We start from the raw sequence: 14940 nt of genomic DNA on the forward strand, positions 1-14940 counted from the left end.
GGTTTTAACCCTTCACCGCGCCAGCGGCGATGCCGCGCACGAACCATTTGCCCGAGACGAAATAGACGAGCAGCGGAACAGCTGCAGTCAGGATCGTGGCGGCCATGTTGACGTTGTATTCCCGCACGCCTTGCGTGGAGTTGACGATGTTGTTGAGTTGCACCGTCATCGGATAATTCTGGGTGCCGGCGAAGACCACGCCGAACAGGAAGTCGTTCCAGATGCCGGTGACCTGCAGGATGATGGCCACGGCGAAGATCGGCAGCGACATCGGCACCATGATCTGGATGAAGATGCGCCAGAAGCCAGCACCATCGACACGGGCAGCCTTGAACAGTTCCTGCGGCAGCGACGCAAAATAGTTGCGGAACAGCAGCACCAGGATCGGCATGCCGAACACCGTATGCACCAGAATCACGGCCCAGAGCGTGCCGAAGATCTTGAGCTGCGCTGTTATCATCACCATGGGATAGAGCATCACCTGATAGGGGATGAACGAGCCCAGCAGCAGGCAGGTGAAGAAGAACTCCGACCCCTTAAAGCGCCAGTTGACCAGGGCGTAGCCGCTGACCGCAGCAACCAGCACCGAAATGATGGTGGACGGAACGGTGATCTTCACCGAGTTCCAGAAGCCGGGCGCAAGCCCCTCACAGGTGAGGCCGGTACAGGCGCTGGTCCAGGCTTTCACCCACGGTTCGATCGTGATGATCTCGAGCGGCGGCGCGAAGATGTTGCCGACGCGGATTTCAGGCAGGCCCTTCAGCGATGTGGTGATCATCACATAGAGGGGCAGCAGATAGTACATGGCGGCAACGATGATGATGCCGTAGATGACGATGCGCTTGGGGTTGAAACCCTTGCTTGGACGCGGCCCGGAGGGCTCGTCGACCGCAGTGATATTGGTCATAAGATCCTCCTAACGAGCCTTCTTGGGGCCGAATTCGATCATGATCCACGGGATCAGGATGACGAATACCGCAACGAGCATGATGGTGGAGGCAGCCAGGGCCTGCCCCAGATTGCCCGCCGTGAACATGTAGTTGATGACGTATTTGGCCGGCACTTCCGAGGACAGGCCGGGCCCGCCATTGGTGAGCGCCACCACCAGATCATAGGTACGCACGATGCCGGAGCCCACGATGACCAGGGTGGTCACGATAACGCCGCGCATCATGGGGAGCACGATCTGCAGATAGGTGCGCCAAGCGGGAATGCCGTCGACGCGGGCCGCCTTCCAGATTTCACCGTCGATGCTGCGCAAACCCGCGAGCATCAAAACCATGACGAAACCCGTACCGTGCCAAGTGCCCGCGATCAGCAGGGCATAGAGCACCATGTCCGTATTGGTGATCCAATCGAAGGTGAAGCTGGTCCAGCCAAGACCGCGGATCGTGGATTGCAGGCCCAATGTCGGGTTCATGATCCACTGCCACACCAGACCGGTCACGATGCCGGAAAGGGCGAATGGATACAGGAAAATGGTGCGGAAGCCGTCTTCGAAGCGGAGCTTCTGGTCCATCAGCACTGCAAGCAGGAAGCCGACAACCATGGTGAAGACGAGCGAGAAAATACCGTAGGTGAGAAGGTTCGTGGCCGAAATCTTCCAGCGCCGTGCCGAGAACAGACGCTCATACTGAGCCCAGCCCACGAAATCGCCGTTCGGCAGCGAACGGGAATCGGTAAACGAGAACCAGACGCTCCACAGCGTACAGCCGATGAAAACGATCAGGACAATCGCCACCATGGGCGAGGCGGCGATCTTGGCCGTAATGTTCCTGACGAATATATTGTACAGCAGACCAGGTGGCTTATCTGCTTCCACCGGCCGACCCATAGCGCCGGAGCGCCCAATGTCGGTCATTGCACTTCCTTTGAAGAATAAGTGCGCCGGGCAAGCCCGGGATGGATGCTTGCCCGAAACGCTATTTGGAGGTCACCAATGGCGACCCCCATTTTTCAGCCTGAAAGCTTAGTCGGCCTGTTCGATGATCGAAGCGTATTCTTCGATGTAGTCATCGACCGAGAAGCTCTTGTCGGCGAAGAATTCCTGATTGAGGTCGTCCAGCTGCTGCTGGGTGTCGCTCGAGTTCAGGGTTTCGCCCGATGGCAGCAGGCCTTCCGGGCTTTCCAGAATGGTGATTGCCTTCTTCATGCAATCGTTGGCCGTGGACAGGTCGATGTCCGTACGGATCGGCATGGAGCCCTTCTTCAGGTTGAACGCAACCTGGGCTTCCTTGCTGACCAGCAGCTTGGCGAGAGCGGTCTGGGCATCGATCACGTCCTGCGCGGTGCCTTCTGGCAGCACGGGGAAGTAGAACGCGTCGCCGCCGCCTTCGATGCGGTTGGTCAGTCCCAGGCCTGGCAGGCAGTCATATTCGACGCCTGGGGTTGCACCGGCAACCGCGAACTCACCCTGGATCCAGTCGCCGTGGATGTTGCCGGCGGCTTCGCCAGCAAGGAGCTGGTTGGCCACGTCGCCGAACTGCGGCACGACTTCGGCCGGATCGACAACATCGCGCAGGGCGGCCCAAGCTTCGGCAACCTTGCGGAATTCGGGGCTGCGGACAGCCTCGGCATCGTGATCCTGGTTGACCTTCATGTAGAGATCGGGACCGCCGACGTCGGCCAGCAGAACGCCCGGGATGCCGTTCAGAGCCCAGCCAGCGGCCAGACCGAAGGGAACCACGCCAGCTTCGCGCAGAGCCGGCCAGGAGGCTACGTATTCATTCCAATCCTTTGGAACGGCAGTGCCGGCCTTCTCGTACGCTGCAGTCGACAGCCAGAGCCAGTGCCAGGAGTGGATGTTGACGGGAACGCAATAGATCTTGCCGTCATAGGTGCAAGCGTCAAACAGGCCTGGATCGGCGTAGAAATCCTTCCAGCCCTCTTCGTCTGCGATGGGGGTCAGATCGCGGATCAAGCCAGCCTCGATGAGCCCTTCCGCGTCGCGACCGGTGTTCATCTGGGTGGCGCCCATCGGATCGCCGCCGAGAATACGGCTGATGATGACGGGGTTCGCACCGGTGCCGGAACCTGCAAGGGCGCTATCGACCCAAGTGTTGCCGGTTTCGTTGAACAGACGCGCGAACTCGGCCACAGCGGCCGATTCACCGCCCGAAGTCCACCAGTGGGTGACTTCGAGGTCTGCTGCCATTGCAGCGGTAGAGCCCATCATGGCAGCGGCCATCGCGGCCACTACGGTAAACTTTTTCATTAAATGTCCTCCCAACGATCACTTGGAGCGAGGTGCTCCCGCGAAGCGGCCAGCCGCAAGGTTGTCTTCTGATGAAACATCCCGAGCTGACTGCATGTAATCGATTGCAAGACGATCGTCTGAAAATCTATGCAATCGATTTCATTAGTTTCACCTAGCTCTTGCCGGGCTGTCAAGATCGATTTAGACAGAAGTGTCGCTGACAGTGGAAGGGGACGCTGTTGGATCATGAACTGAGCGAAAAAGCGCCAACGATTCAAGACGTTGCACGGATAGCGAAAGTGTCCACAGCCACCGTTAGCCGGGCCTTGTCACGGCCGGAACGAGTTACGGAGGCGACCCGCGAGCGGGTATCGGAAGCTGTTCGGGTGACCGGTTATACGCTGAACCAGTCGGCGCGTTCACTGCGGTTGCAGAGCGCGAGAACCATCCTTGTGGCCCTGCCCGACATCGGCAATCCGTTCTTTTCAACCATACTGGACGCTATCGAGCGAGAGGCCGCCCGACGCGGCTATGGGGTTCTGGTTGCCAACCGGTTTGCCCGCGGAGACACGGATCCGCTGCGGGACTATTTTCTGTCGAATCGCGCCGATGGATTGCTGCTGCTCGATGGATCGATCGATCGCGCGCAGTTGGAGGCCCTCACCCGTGCGCCGACCAGCCTGCCCCTGATCGTCGCATGCGAAGCGATTGCCGACGCTCCGTTCCACACCGTCAGGACGGACAATGCCTATGCCGCAGAACAGGCGACACGGCATTTACTGCGCCTTGGTCATAGTAGAATCGGTCACATCAAAGGACCCGCCGGAAACGTGCTCACCGCAGAACGCGAAGCCGGATTCCTTGCAGCATTGTGTTCCGCGGGGGCCGAAATCCGTGCCGAGTGGGTCCTCCATGGAGGTTTCAGCATGGATGACGGGGCGCGCGCTGCGCGCACAATGCTCGATCTTCAGGAGCGGCCCACCGCCATTTTCGCGACCAATGACGAAGCCGCTATCGGCTTCATCTCGGAGATTGCCAGATCAGGGCTAATTTGTCCCCGCGACATGTCAGTCATCGGGTTTGATGATTTGGGCATTGCCGAGCACTTCCTGCCGCCGCTCACGACCATGCGGCAACCGCGCGAGGCACTGGGCCGGTTGGCGGCGGAAGCTCTGATCGACCTGATCGAAGGAGCGCCGGGAAAACGCGTCCCGAGGCAGTTCGTGCTAAGCTCCCAGCTCATCGTTCGGGGCAGCACGGCCCCTCCCCGACCGCGGTGAACATGCACAACAGATGTCAATAAGGCGGTTCCCTTCGCCGCAAAATGCGCTACATGAAACATGCCTGCGCTGGTCCCGTAGCTCAGCTGGATAGAGCAGCAGCCTTCTAAGCTGTTGGTCACAGGTTCGAATCCTGTCGGGATCGCCAGTAACCTATTGAAATCGCTCGTGTTGAACGGAGTCCGATATTCCCGATTTTTTGGGCATTAATCGGAATTAGTCAACGTAGGTAACGACTTAGACAGGATTGCGTAGGCATTTGCCGCGTAATCCGATCTTCCCGTTTTGAGGTGTCGCGGCGCGCTACCCGCAGCCTGCACCGAGTTTTTGGTCGTGTAGCTCAGCTGGACTAGAGCGCAGGTTTCCGAAACCTGAGGTCGGGGATTCGAGTTCCTCCGCGACCGCCAACATTTAAAAGACTCTTTAATCAGCTCCCAGCCATCACTCCTGGACAATGCTGCTCGCTTCGACCTCAGCGTCGGTCTTGCGTGCTAGGTCTTCACGGATACGACGATCAAGCATGTCGTCTTTAACGTATCGATGCAGCGATTGGTCGAGATAGTCCGAGGCACGCTCGATAACTCGTGGATCGAAGCTGATAAAACCCAGAGGGACTGGCAAGCCGGTTTTAGATCCAATGGGGGCATGGACTGACGCTGCAACAACGACGCCCGGCACCAGCAGGATCTCAAGCATCTGCGGAAATGCCGGTGCATCGCTTTTGCAAACCTGACCGAATGCCTTTTTGATATGCGCTTCCGGCCACCCCGACACCAAGCCCACGGTGGTAGTAGCTGGGCGCTCACCGCTATTGTCGGCCCCAATGCGGGAAGCCATCGTCCGCAGGAGCTCCGGGAGTGTTCTCGTTGCCCCCCAATATTTAACTATCGGCATCAACCACAGTAAGGTGGAGGGTCTCGATTGCGACCGGAGTCCGATACTGTAAGCCTCGGTCAGCTTTCGTACGTTGTCCCTGGTGAAGAGCGACCCAACAAAAGGAATGGTCTGCCGGTTCGAGCGCACTTCACCGACGCGGTTGATGGTCTCCCGATAGTATTTATCCACGGCGAGGCCGTCCTTGCGGACAAATTCTTTCAGGAACTCGGGCGCCAACGATATCAGGGCCTCATAGCCGTCCTGATCACCACTCCGTTGGCTGACAGATAGGTCGTCTACGAAGGCCGCCACGGCGTCCAGAACCTCGGGGCGATCCTCCTGTTCCACCTCGTTGCGCCACTCGGTCAAGTCAGCCACGCCCACCCAAGGACGGAGTCCGGTTGACTGGATGGTCAACTTCACCGGGCTGGAGAAGCGGTCGCCGGCGCTCACATGATCGATTGAATAGAGTGAACGTCTATCGAGCGACCTTTCCCTTCGGCTGATGATTTCTGGATACGATCTCCGAAAGGCCGAATAGATATTTGAAGCCGCGGCGCTGGCGCGCTCTGGATGCAATAGCGGCAGTTCGGGAAGAGTTCTTGAGAACTCATCGAGACCCCTGGGCTGTTCGTAGGCCAACGAGATTAGGTCAAACCCGACATTCTCTCGCCGAACCTCCACCTCGAATATCTTTGGCTCCTCCGATCCTTCTAGAAACAGGGACATTCCTGAAAGGGTGATCCAGAGCCTGCCTTCACGCCGCTCCACGTATCCCAGACCCTCTACCTCGGCCAGAACGAAAGACATGTCACGCAGGCCGAAGCCGAAAAATAAAGCAGCATCGGTTTCATCAATACCGTCAGCCGATTTCACCAAGCGCAACAAGAACTCAGCGGTTAGGGACACACGACCCAGGACAGCAACCTTGTGGTCAACCTCGAACCGGCGGCAAGGCAGCAGCACGTCATAGCTGGCCAGTTCAAGGTCCCTATCCTCTTCCGGTTTCAATAATCCAGACAGAGACAGCGTCGGTCTTGGATGCGCGATCATACCGTAGCCACCGTTTCTTTAACCGCACTTCGCACGTCCCTAGCATCGCCCAGCAATACCGACGCCGAGATCACTAGAGCTTCTCCCGCATTGAAGCGATCTTCGACTGCTTCCGACAACCTCTGCATTGGAGTACCTGTTTGCCAACGTGACTTGGCGCCAACTATAACTAGGCGATCCATAGCGCGACTGACAGCTACGTTGATACGGTTCGGGCGTTTCAAGAACCCTGGCCGGATGCTGGCGAGTCCTCGCTCAGCCTGGCCGGAAACATTGTTGCGAACGAGGGAAAGGACCACGATAGGGTTCTCCTTGCCCTGGTAACTATCGACGGTGTCGATCTTGATTGAACGTCGAAACGCTTCGGGTAGGTTAGCCGCCTGGATCTTCTTGCGGATGAGATCACGCTGCGCCGCATACATGCAGATCACCCCTACTACATGAGCATGCTTCGTCTGCCCCGCGACCCATTCGGTGAAGGATGGGGTCGCAGACCAGTTTTTTAGGAGTGCGACGATGCTGTCGGCCTCTGCCTGGTTTACCCTGCTGGTTCCCGTGCTTTCTGTTTTCTCCTCTCCGGCAGCACCCATCGAATCGGTAGTGATCCAGGTCAGAGGAAGCTCAAGGCCATCAGGCAACACCTTAGGATCGATCTCAGGCTCCGTTCGTCCAGCCTCGAGTTCACCTCCATAGAAGGTGTCCGATACAACCTTCCCGATAGGAGGGAGCATGCGGTATTGGGTCTTGAGCCTCGCGCCCGCCGACTTGCCATAGCCATTCTCGAAAAGGCGTTCGAAGTCGCTTTGTATTACCGTGAGCTCAGATGTGCCGAGCTCAGCAGCAACTTTCGATGCGACGGTGGCGGGGTGCTGCGGCTCCAGCTGCGCATGGTCTCCGACTAGCACGACCCAACGTCCAGATTGCATAGGGACCGCCAATTCGCTTGCGGTGCAGCGCGCCGCCTCGTCTATAATGACGAGATCGAACGGGGTTGTGGTGAGACCCAGCGATGTGCGCCCGAGTCCTACACATGTTCCGGCAACGATGTGCCGCGTACCAGCCAAGAACGCCTCGAAACCCCGCTGCTGGGTAGACACACTACCCACGAAGTCCTTGGCTATATTAAAAACCGAGCGCATCCTGCCCAGCCGCTCTGGCGCAGGTCGTTCACCTACAGGCATGCGATCAACTACCATTCGCAGGACGTCGTCTAACAGTTGTAGAGGATCATCCTCCACCATCAGAACCTGATCTGCACCAGCTACACTCTTGGCAAGAGTCTCGAGCGTGCCCAGCAGGCTGTTAATGCGGTCCGTCTCCGGCTCGGCTTGCCCTTGCAACTCTACGATCTTTTCGGCAACGGGTCGCATGTTGACCTCGATGTCAATCATCGCCTCCACCACCGGCAAGGGTACACCCAGCGAGCGCCCGGCCAATTTCATACGGTCGCGGAATTCGGCACCGAAACGGTCTTTGTACAGTTGTTCCAGTCGATCGGTGTGAAAAGGCATCAGCCGCTCGGAGACCACACCTTCGTTACCGACACGGAGAATACTCGGCTGCTCATCCTGGTTGGCAAAAAGCCTCAGAACGGCCTCTGCGGCATTGTTGACAGCTTCATGAGATTGGCTTGCTAGTAGGATGTTTTTTGCAAGGCCGCGCGTTAGTGCGAAATGCGCGAGAGCGGCAATGAACAAGGTCTTTCCGGTGCCAGGAGGCCCCTGCAGGGCACCCAGCGGACGAACGGAAACAAGCTTCTTGAAGGCCTCCCGCTGATCTTCGTTCAACCCATATCGAGCAAGATCACTATCGCTCACTTCGATGCTAAGAGATGCTGGACGAGATGAGGTTCGCGGCTCGAAAAAGGTCGGAATAGCCTTAATGCGGGCCTGTCCACCCAGTGTTCTACCAATCGCTGATTCCCGGCGTCGCAGGCTTTGGACTTCGAAGTGGCTGATGAAGCGCAGTCGCTGCTCTTCATTTACAAGACCTGCGTTTCCAGTCGCATTCCACTCCGCTGCATCGATAAAAACTCGATCGGGCTTTGACCGGGCGATATCTAGTTCACCCACCCGTTGCCAGGTTCCCTTGCGGTCAAGCCTTTCGACACCAACACGATCGTTTCGGTTGAAATCGAAGGTCCCGCTGGTCAGCTCAAAGGGAACAAAATGGCGTTTGATGTCACGATTGTACCCGCTGTCGGCCGCTGCCACCCCATCAGTAGTCAGATCGCCCTCTGCGGTGATGAGTGACTGCCATAACCGCCTGATATCGATACTAGGCGTCGTTGGGCTTGCGACCCGGGCTTGATCGTCACTAAACTCATCAAACGCAGAGTCGTCGAACGCGGGTTCAGGCTGGGCCTCGGGTATCTCATCTCCAGCGGATGTATCGACGCCCTTGGTGGATTGGTTACTCCAGTTCGAAACAAACGCAGGATCGGCCAAGAGAAATTCTACATCGGTGAAGTCACTCGCTGCTGAGCCAGATATTTCTATCTCAGCCTCGAACTGCATGAATTCGAACCTTGCCAGTTTACCTATCTGCTTTTGATCCATCGTGCATCGCCGTGCCCGCACGGGACGCATCTGATCATCCATAAATATCTCCAGCTCCTCGCATGCCCCACGAATGAAGATGCTGGATCGGTTCACAGCGCCTTTTCGAACGTAAAACTGCCCTTCGTCTGATAGCAGGGGGCCGGTGGAAATTCCCGGAAACCGTATCTCTATAAGGCGTTTCGGTGTTTGTTCGGGCTGTGGAAGCAGGGCCACCTCAAGCGCTTCCACCAACGGGAGTAGCGTGCCATTTTCAGGCACGGTGGCTCGGCAGCTTTCGATGCTTGTCGAAACCGTGGCCGCAACAGATGCATCCAGCCCGGCTTCGGCTAGTACCTCTTCGGTAATCCTTGTTACTGCGAAGCGATCCCTCTCTAGTCGTCCGCCCGCGGAAGGCGAGTAAGCCGTGTTCGTTGGTTCGCCGTCATCGCTTGCATGAAAGTCGAGGATGTCGATCAAGACCGGGGTTCCATCCTCGGCGACGATTATGTTCTGTGGCTTGATATCGCCATGTGTCAGGCCAGCGTCGTGAAGCGAGTTCACCGTATTGGCGAGCGCCAGGCAGAATTCTACCGACCGAGCGGGCTCACCACTAAAGGGCCCTGCTTGTAGGGCTTCCGAAAGCACGCTTCCATCGACCCATTTCTGGATGATCGCCATAGCGTCACCAAGCCAGTAAGAGCCATGAACTGCAGCGCATCCGTCTAGAGGGGACAATTTCATTTCATGTGCTCTGGACAGGAAATCCAGAATACGTGGACCCTCTCGTGTCTGGTCACCCCAAGCAGCCCTCTTCCACAGCTTGACCAGAACTGGAATGCCTTCACTATCCTCACTCTTCCATATGTCGACTCTGTCGCTCTCCTTGAGCATTCCCATGTCGGGATAAGCCGAGAACAGGTGCCGCTGGGAACGGTAAGTTTCGCGGAACCCCTCCAGACCCCGGATTACTTCGCCAGCATTAGGCCGGTCGGCAGTGGCAGCGTTGAATGCGTCCAGCGCTGCCTGCGCATCCGTGAACCGATCCATAGGGTCTAGCGATAAGCAACGTTCAAGCCAGGCATGAAGAGACGTGTATTTCCCCTCGGCATCGGCTGATGGGTTCCATTCGAACGGCATATCCTCGCCGCTGTCTGTGGCCGGCTGAACGCCCAACAATAGCCAGTGAACCGATGCTGCGAGAAGGAATACGTCACGGCGCTTAGGGATGTTTTCACCGCCAAGCAAGTCCTCGGGAAGCTTTGCACTGGCCAAGAACTGATATCTGCGCTCCCCCAGAGATTCGACTTGAGGGAACTTTGCCGCCATCAAGTGGGAAAGCTTTACTGTCGAAGGTGATTCGAGCCAGATACTATGTCCGCCCAGGTCTAGATGCGCGGCGTCCGCAGCATGTAGCGCAGCAACCCGGGCGATAAGCTGGCGTGCTAGTTCGATGCGACGGTCGCGCGCCAGGTGAGAATTCTCTGAGGTGACAAATTCCGACAAGCGCCGCAGACGCTGGCGCCTATCGAATATTTCCCAGTATGCTACCCCACGCTCCGGATCCTCGGCGCGCGGTTGAAGGATCGCGTTTTCACAGGCCTCGCCCCGATCCCTCAGATATTCTACTACGCTGCGTTCCCGTCCGGCGATCTCCTGGCGCGCCTCGTCGTTCTGGAAGCGTGTATCAGCCTTGGTGAAGTCCCATATCCGCAACGTCCCAAGTGTCTGAGCCGCGTTTTCGTCGACCGCATCGTACTCGCTGTAGATTTCTCTCGGATGCTGGAAGGTAGCCTCGTCTGAATTGGCGATGAAGTTGTTGTATCGCCGCCGTCCTGGGACAATGGGGCCTGTACGTGCGTTGAAAAATTTGCTGAGCTGATCCTTCCAGATTTTCTCCGTGAGTAGACCACGTGAAGAAATGGCGACCTTTCCGAATGTCTCGATCCGCGATCCGGTCTTGCTGACCAACGAGATGAATTCTTCATCGGTGAACACGGAGCCCTTCTCGGTTTCCGAGATGCCCGTCATATCCGCCTTGCCGGTCACTACAACCAGCCCAACCACTCTTGGAACGACCTCGCCCTTCATATGGCGTTTGAGGTGTTCCGTCAGAAGTTGCCAAACGGCCTTTGCGTTAGCGTGGATCTTAGCAACCGGAGATGGACCGGTATCCCTGCCGTTATGAATCCAGTTCCCGTTCTCGCTTTCTATGCGGCCATGCCAATCTTTCAGGTCGACTAAAAAGATGCGGTCGTCGGTGACCAGTACAAGATCGATCTCGCGCGATCGTCCCCTGCCTGTGGCTAGATCGAGATTGGTGAACCCATACCAGTCGTTGGGGAGCTTCCGCAGGCGCTCAATGCCGACAACCTCGCGAATATGTACGCCCCGCCCGCAGGTTGTAATCTGCATGAATCTCGCCCCCATAGTCTTTTGACTAGGGTCGTTCGGAAATGATTTCTTTGCAATATCTGTTTGCTCCACAGACATGATAACATTAGAGAAACCTATCCCTTTGATCACTCTCAAGGCCGCTCAACAGGTCAGAGAATATTAGAGGACGTGCCCGACCCAGGCATTGCTTCCATCTGTGACGGCTAGGTAGGCAAAAATGCGCCGCCGACTACCGAACTTCTTGGTATGTCGTGTTCAGGAACCTGTCGGTCTTGGTGAAGGACGCGACGACGCTGCGCTGCAAGTCGTCGTACCACACCTCTTCGGTGGCATGGGCGATGCGGTCCACGTTCAGCGTCAGGATATACTGCTGCTCATCCTCGAACTCCGCCCGGGTGAGCAGGAATTCCAGGCTCCTGTTCAAGGTATCCTCGTCCACGTCGAAGATGTTGTCGTGTACCAACAAGCCCGGGTGACGCACCTTAGTGAAGTCGTTCAACAGCAGCGCGATATCGTAGATGAAGACCTTCTCGCGCTCCACGCTGTGGCTACCGTCGTCGTCTATGCGCAGCACGATGTCGACGACCTGCTTGTTCGCCGTGGTCCGGACGTCGAGAGAAGCCTTGCGGTTTCCCTGGATGAACTGGTGGATGTCGAGGATGGTCTTCTCGACCGATTTCAACCGGTCGCGGACGGCGGCGATGCTCCCCTGCAGCCGCAGTCGCTCGGTTTCCTTGTCCGACCGCTTCTGCTGCTTGTCGACCGCTAGCTGGTCGTACCTCTCCAAGAAGCCTTTGAGCTGACCGAGTTCGTCACTCTTCGCCTGATATGAAGCGTATGTCTGCCGGAGACTGCGGAGCTGTCCTTCCTGGTCCAGCACCGCAAGCAGCTTGGAATACCTCCGGTCCAGATCGGCCAGTTGCCTATTGAGGCCCTTGATCTCGACGTCCACGACTTGGGACTTCTCCTCCAGCAGGTGCTGCTGGAAGCGTTCGATCTTGTCCTTGAAGGAGATCACCTCCGTCAGGTCGCGGGCCACGACCGTTCCGAGCCCCGCGCGCAATTCGTCGTAGAACTGCCGGATCTCTTCGCTGTCTATCGTGGGCGTGGCCAGGACTGGAGCCAGGCGTACCGAGCGCTGGGAAAGCACCTCTTTCCGGCGCCGGAGTGCCGCCATCTCTTCTTCTATAGCGAGGATTTCGCCTTTCACGATGTCGAAGGCCGGGGCGTTTTCCAGGGCTTCTATGGCGCTGTTGATGCTCTCGACCTCTTCGTCGAGGGCATTCAGGTCTGAACGGGCGTCATCGATCGTCTTCTGGCGGACGAGCAGGACGTTTTCACGGATGCGGGCCTCCTCGGCACCGATCAAGTCGATCTCCTTCAGGATATCCTTGATGAGATGATAGATACTCAGGTCGATGCCGAGGAGCATGAGGTGGGGCGCATAGTTCTCCGGCACTTTCAGCCGGGTGTCGAAGTAGGAGACGATGGATTTGAATTCCGATCGCTCATCGCGGATCAGGGGCCCGAGCATCTCGCGGAAGTTCACCGCACCCGCGCCCTCGAAGGGAAACATCCGCTGCGTCAGAAAGTCAGTGGCGTCCTCGCGTTTGGCGAATATGGTCTCTCTGCCACCGACGACGATCCTGGGCTGCTCGGCTTCCGACAACGACCTCTTGATCGTGTAAACCTCGCCGTGCAGCATGAAGCGAACGCAGACAAAGGTCGCCGGGTCGAACGCTTCCTTGGGTATCTTGGACACACGGCTGTCCGACTTCTTCTTGAGCAAAGCGAAGTTGATGAACTCGATACAGAGGGACTTGCCCACGCCGTTGTTCTTCGAGCTGGTGTCGTCGCTTTCGCCGAGTACGACATTCACGCCGTCACCGAACTCGATCGGCTCGATCGTCGCGGGCTCGGTGTAGAGCAGTTCAATCCGCATCGAGCGCAACCAGATAAGGTTCCTCGAAATCGATCAGCCCGACTGCGTAAAGGAAGGTTAGGCCGTAGAAGAACGCGCTGGAGGTGAACCAACGTTCGCGCTTGAAGTGATCGATCACGTCGAAGATGCTTATGCGGCCCTTGCCCTTCGTCCGGACATAGCGGATGATCTCGAATCCCACGATCGCGGGGGCCTTGTCCAACGGCTCATCCTTAAGGAAGAGATTAGACATGGGCAGCCCTCTTGTTGGGGAACACGTTGCAGCGGATCAACTGGTCGATGAGGTAGAAGCGGACGGCGCTTTCGTCGAAGCCAGCGGTCCCGTCGCCCATCTTCTCCATGACCCGCGTCACCATCGTCTCCAAAGCCAGTTCGGGATCGCCGCTGCATTCCTGCAGGATGCGGTCACTCCAGTTCGTCAGGTATATCTGCAGCTTCAGCATGCGACCATGGCCGATGTCCGCTTGGTTCGACACCTCCGCCAGCGTAGCGCCGTAGATGACGTGAAGGCCGGTGAACTGCCGCTTCAGGAAGTCGGCGTGGTCGGCGAACCTTGCATTGATCTTCCCGTCCGGGTCCGGGTCGACGCGGATATCGTCGGCGGTGATTCCGACCTCCGACTCACTTAGCACCTCGATCAGGCGCAGTAGCGTCAGCACCTCGTTCGCCTCGCGCGGTTGCCGGGTCGAGATGCCGGCATTGAGATAGTTGAAGCATTCGACGAGCTTCTCGGGCCGCAGGTCGTCGATCCGGGCAAGGAGCTCTTCCAGCCCCCACACGTCATCCTTGATCGACATGGCGAATACACCATCCCCGCCCAGGATGTCCTGCTTATAGAGCTTCTTCTCGCCGATGATCAGCACTACGAGGCGATCGTACTTTCCGTCCAACGCTCCGGCCACGAAACCGGCATGGGTGTGCTTGATCTTGGCGATGCCGGAAGTCGACGTCACCTGGATGGCGATGCGCTGCGCCTCGTCACCCAGGTCGATGGCACGGGCATTCTTCTCCACGATGTTGATGTTCTTCAGACCGTACCCGAACGCCAGGTTGAGGAAATCCCGGAAGAAGTTCTCGGAAACAACGTTGATGTCCTGATGGTTCAGGCTGTTGTGGAGTTCCACTGAAACCCTGAGGATCGACAGGTAGTGGATGATGCCATCGAGGAGCGACTTGCGGTTCATGCAGGCACGTCCCTATCGTTTTCGCTGGTGGAGGAGCGAATCTCGCCGGTAGCGACACGCATCCCGTCCCATGCTCTACGGCCCGATGAACCAATGCAACTGGTCGTCGAAATCTTCGAGCCCAAGCCATGAGGCCGACGCCTGCAGCGCCGGCACCACTTGCCGAGCGCTTGGGCGCACCCAAACCCATTCCGGCACGCGTCGGTTACAGGAATCGCCTGAGTTGAAGAGTTCGACGGGTCATGCGATGCGAGCTGAACGGAGGCGCAGGGAGTTCCCGATCACGCTGACGGACGACAGTGCCATGGCCGCGGCGGCGATGGCCGGCGAAAGCGTCAGTCCGAAGAATGGATAGAGGACCCCGGCGGCTACGGGCACGCCGGCAGCATTGTACACGAAGGCAAGAAAGAGATTTTGCCGGATATTACCCATGGTGGCCCTGGAAAGTTTCCTGGCACGGGCGATGCCGAGCAGG

Annotated in this window: 9 protein-coding genes, 2 tRNA genes and 1 pseudogene; 3 read left to right on the plus strand and 9 right to left on the minus strand. The window is 57.7% G+C overall.

The window, feature by feature from the left end; all coding sequences use genetic code 11:
• Positions 1-4 precede the first annotated feature (4 nt).
• The 3 genes from C8264_RS12985 to C8264_RS12995 all read right to left on the minus strand — a co-directional run bounded on the left by C8264_RS12985 (position 5) and on the right by C8264_RS12995 (position 3214).
• A complete protein-coding gene (locus tag C8264_RS12985; RefSeq protein ID WP_108461405.1) occupies positions 5-907 on the minus strand; it encodes a carbohydrate ABC transporter permease in 903 nt (300 codons plus the stop codon).
• 9 nt (positions 908-916) lie between these two features.
• Positions 917-1834 (minus strand): carbohydrate ABC transporter permease, encoded by a 918-nt coding sequence (locus C8264_RS12990; RefSeq protein ID WP_108461427.1) that lies wholly within the window; start codon positions 1832-1834, stop codon positions 917-919.
• A 135-nt stretch (positions 1835-1969) separates the two neighbouring features.
• Positions 1970-3214 carry an ABC transporter substrate-binding protein gene (locus C8264_RS12995; RefSeq protein ID WP_108461406.1) on the minus strand — a complete coding sequence of 415 codons (1245 nt, stop codon included), beginning with the start codon at positions 3212-3214 and terminating at the stop codon, positions 1970-1972.
• Positions 3215-3435: 221 nt separating this feature from the next.
• Between C8264_RS12995 and C8264_RS13000 the strand changes: the two genes are divergently transcribed.
• From C8264_RS13000 to C8264_RS13010, 3 genes are all read left to right on the plus strand, one after another.
• Complete coding sequence (locus C8264_RS13000; RefSeq protein ID WP_108461407.1) at positions 3436-4476, plus strand: LacI family DNA-binding transcriptional regulator; 1041 nt, start codon at positions 3436-3438, stop codon at positions 4474-4476.
• A 71-nt stretch (positions 4477-4547) separates the two neighbouring features.
• Positions 4548-4624: transfer RNA gene (locus tag C8264_RS13005), tRNA-Arg, on the plus strand.
• Positions 4625-4805: 181 nt separating this feature from the next.
• Positions 4806-4883, plus strand: a tRNA-Arg gene (locus C8264_RS13010).
• A gap of 34 nt (positions 4884-4917) precedes the next feature.
• Here C8264_RS13010 and C8264_RS13015 read toward each other — a convergent pair.
• The 6 genes and pseudogenes from C8264_RS13015 to C8264_RS13040 form a co-directional block, all read right to left on the minus strand.
• Positions 4918-6405 (minus strand): hypothetical protein, encoded by a 1488-nt coding sequence (locus tag C8264_RS13015; protein ID WP_108461408.1) that lies wholly within the window; start codon positions 6403-6405, stop codon positions 4918-4920.
• The gene (locus C8264_RS13020) at positions 6402-11357 is read right to left on the minus strand and encodes an AAA domain-containing protein (protein WP_162783625.1); all 4956 of its coding nucleotides are present in this window, start codon (positions 11355-11357) and stop codon (positions 6402-6404) included. Before C8264_RS13020 ends, C8264_RS13015 begins: the two co-directional genes overlap by 4 nt.
• A 211-nt stretch (positions 11358-11568) precedes the next feature.
• Positions 11569-13281 carry a DUF2326 domain-containing protein gene (locus C8264_RS13025; RefSeq protein ID WP_108461410.1) on the minus strand — a complete coding sequence of 571 codons (1713 nt, stop codon included), beginning with the start codon at positions 13279-13281 and terminating at the stop codon, positions 11569-11571.
• Entirely contained in the window at positions 13271-13513 is a 243-nt protein-coding gene (locus C8264_RS13030; RefSeq protein WP_108461411.1) for a hypothetical protein, read from the minus strand. Before C8264_RS13030 ends, C8264_RS13025 begins: the two co-directional genes overlap by 11 nt.
• Positions 13506-14465: an SMEK domain-containing protein gene (locus C8264_RS13035; RefSeq protein ID WP_108461412.1), complete on the minus strand. Its 960-nt coding sequence runs from the start codon at positions 14463-14465 to the stop codon at positions 13506-13508. The genes C8264_RS13030 and C8264_RS13035 overlap by 8 nt, the downstream gene beginning before the upstream one ends.
• A gap of 240 nt (positions 14466-14705) precedes the next feature.
• Positions 14706-14940: pseudogene (locus C8264_RS13040) on the minus strand (haloacid dehalogenase); the annotation flags it as partial.

The organism is Devosia naphthalenivorans (genome assembly GCF_003056355.1).
Taxonomy (GTDB): domain Bacteria; phylum Pseudomonadota; class Alphaproteobacteria; order Rhizobiales; family Devosiaceae; genus Devosia; species Devosia naphthalenivorans.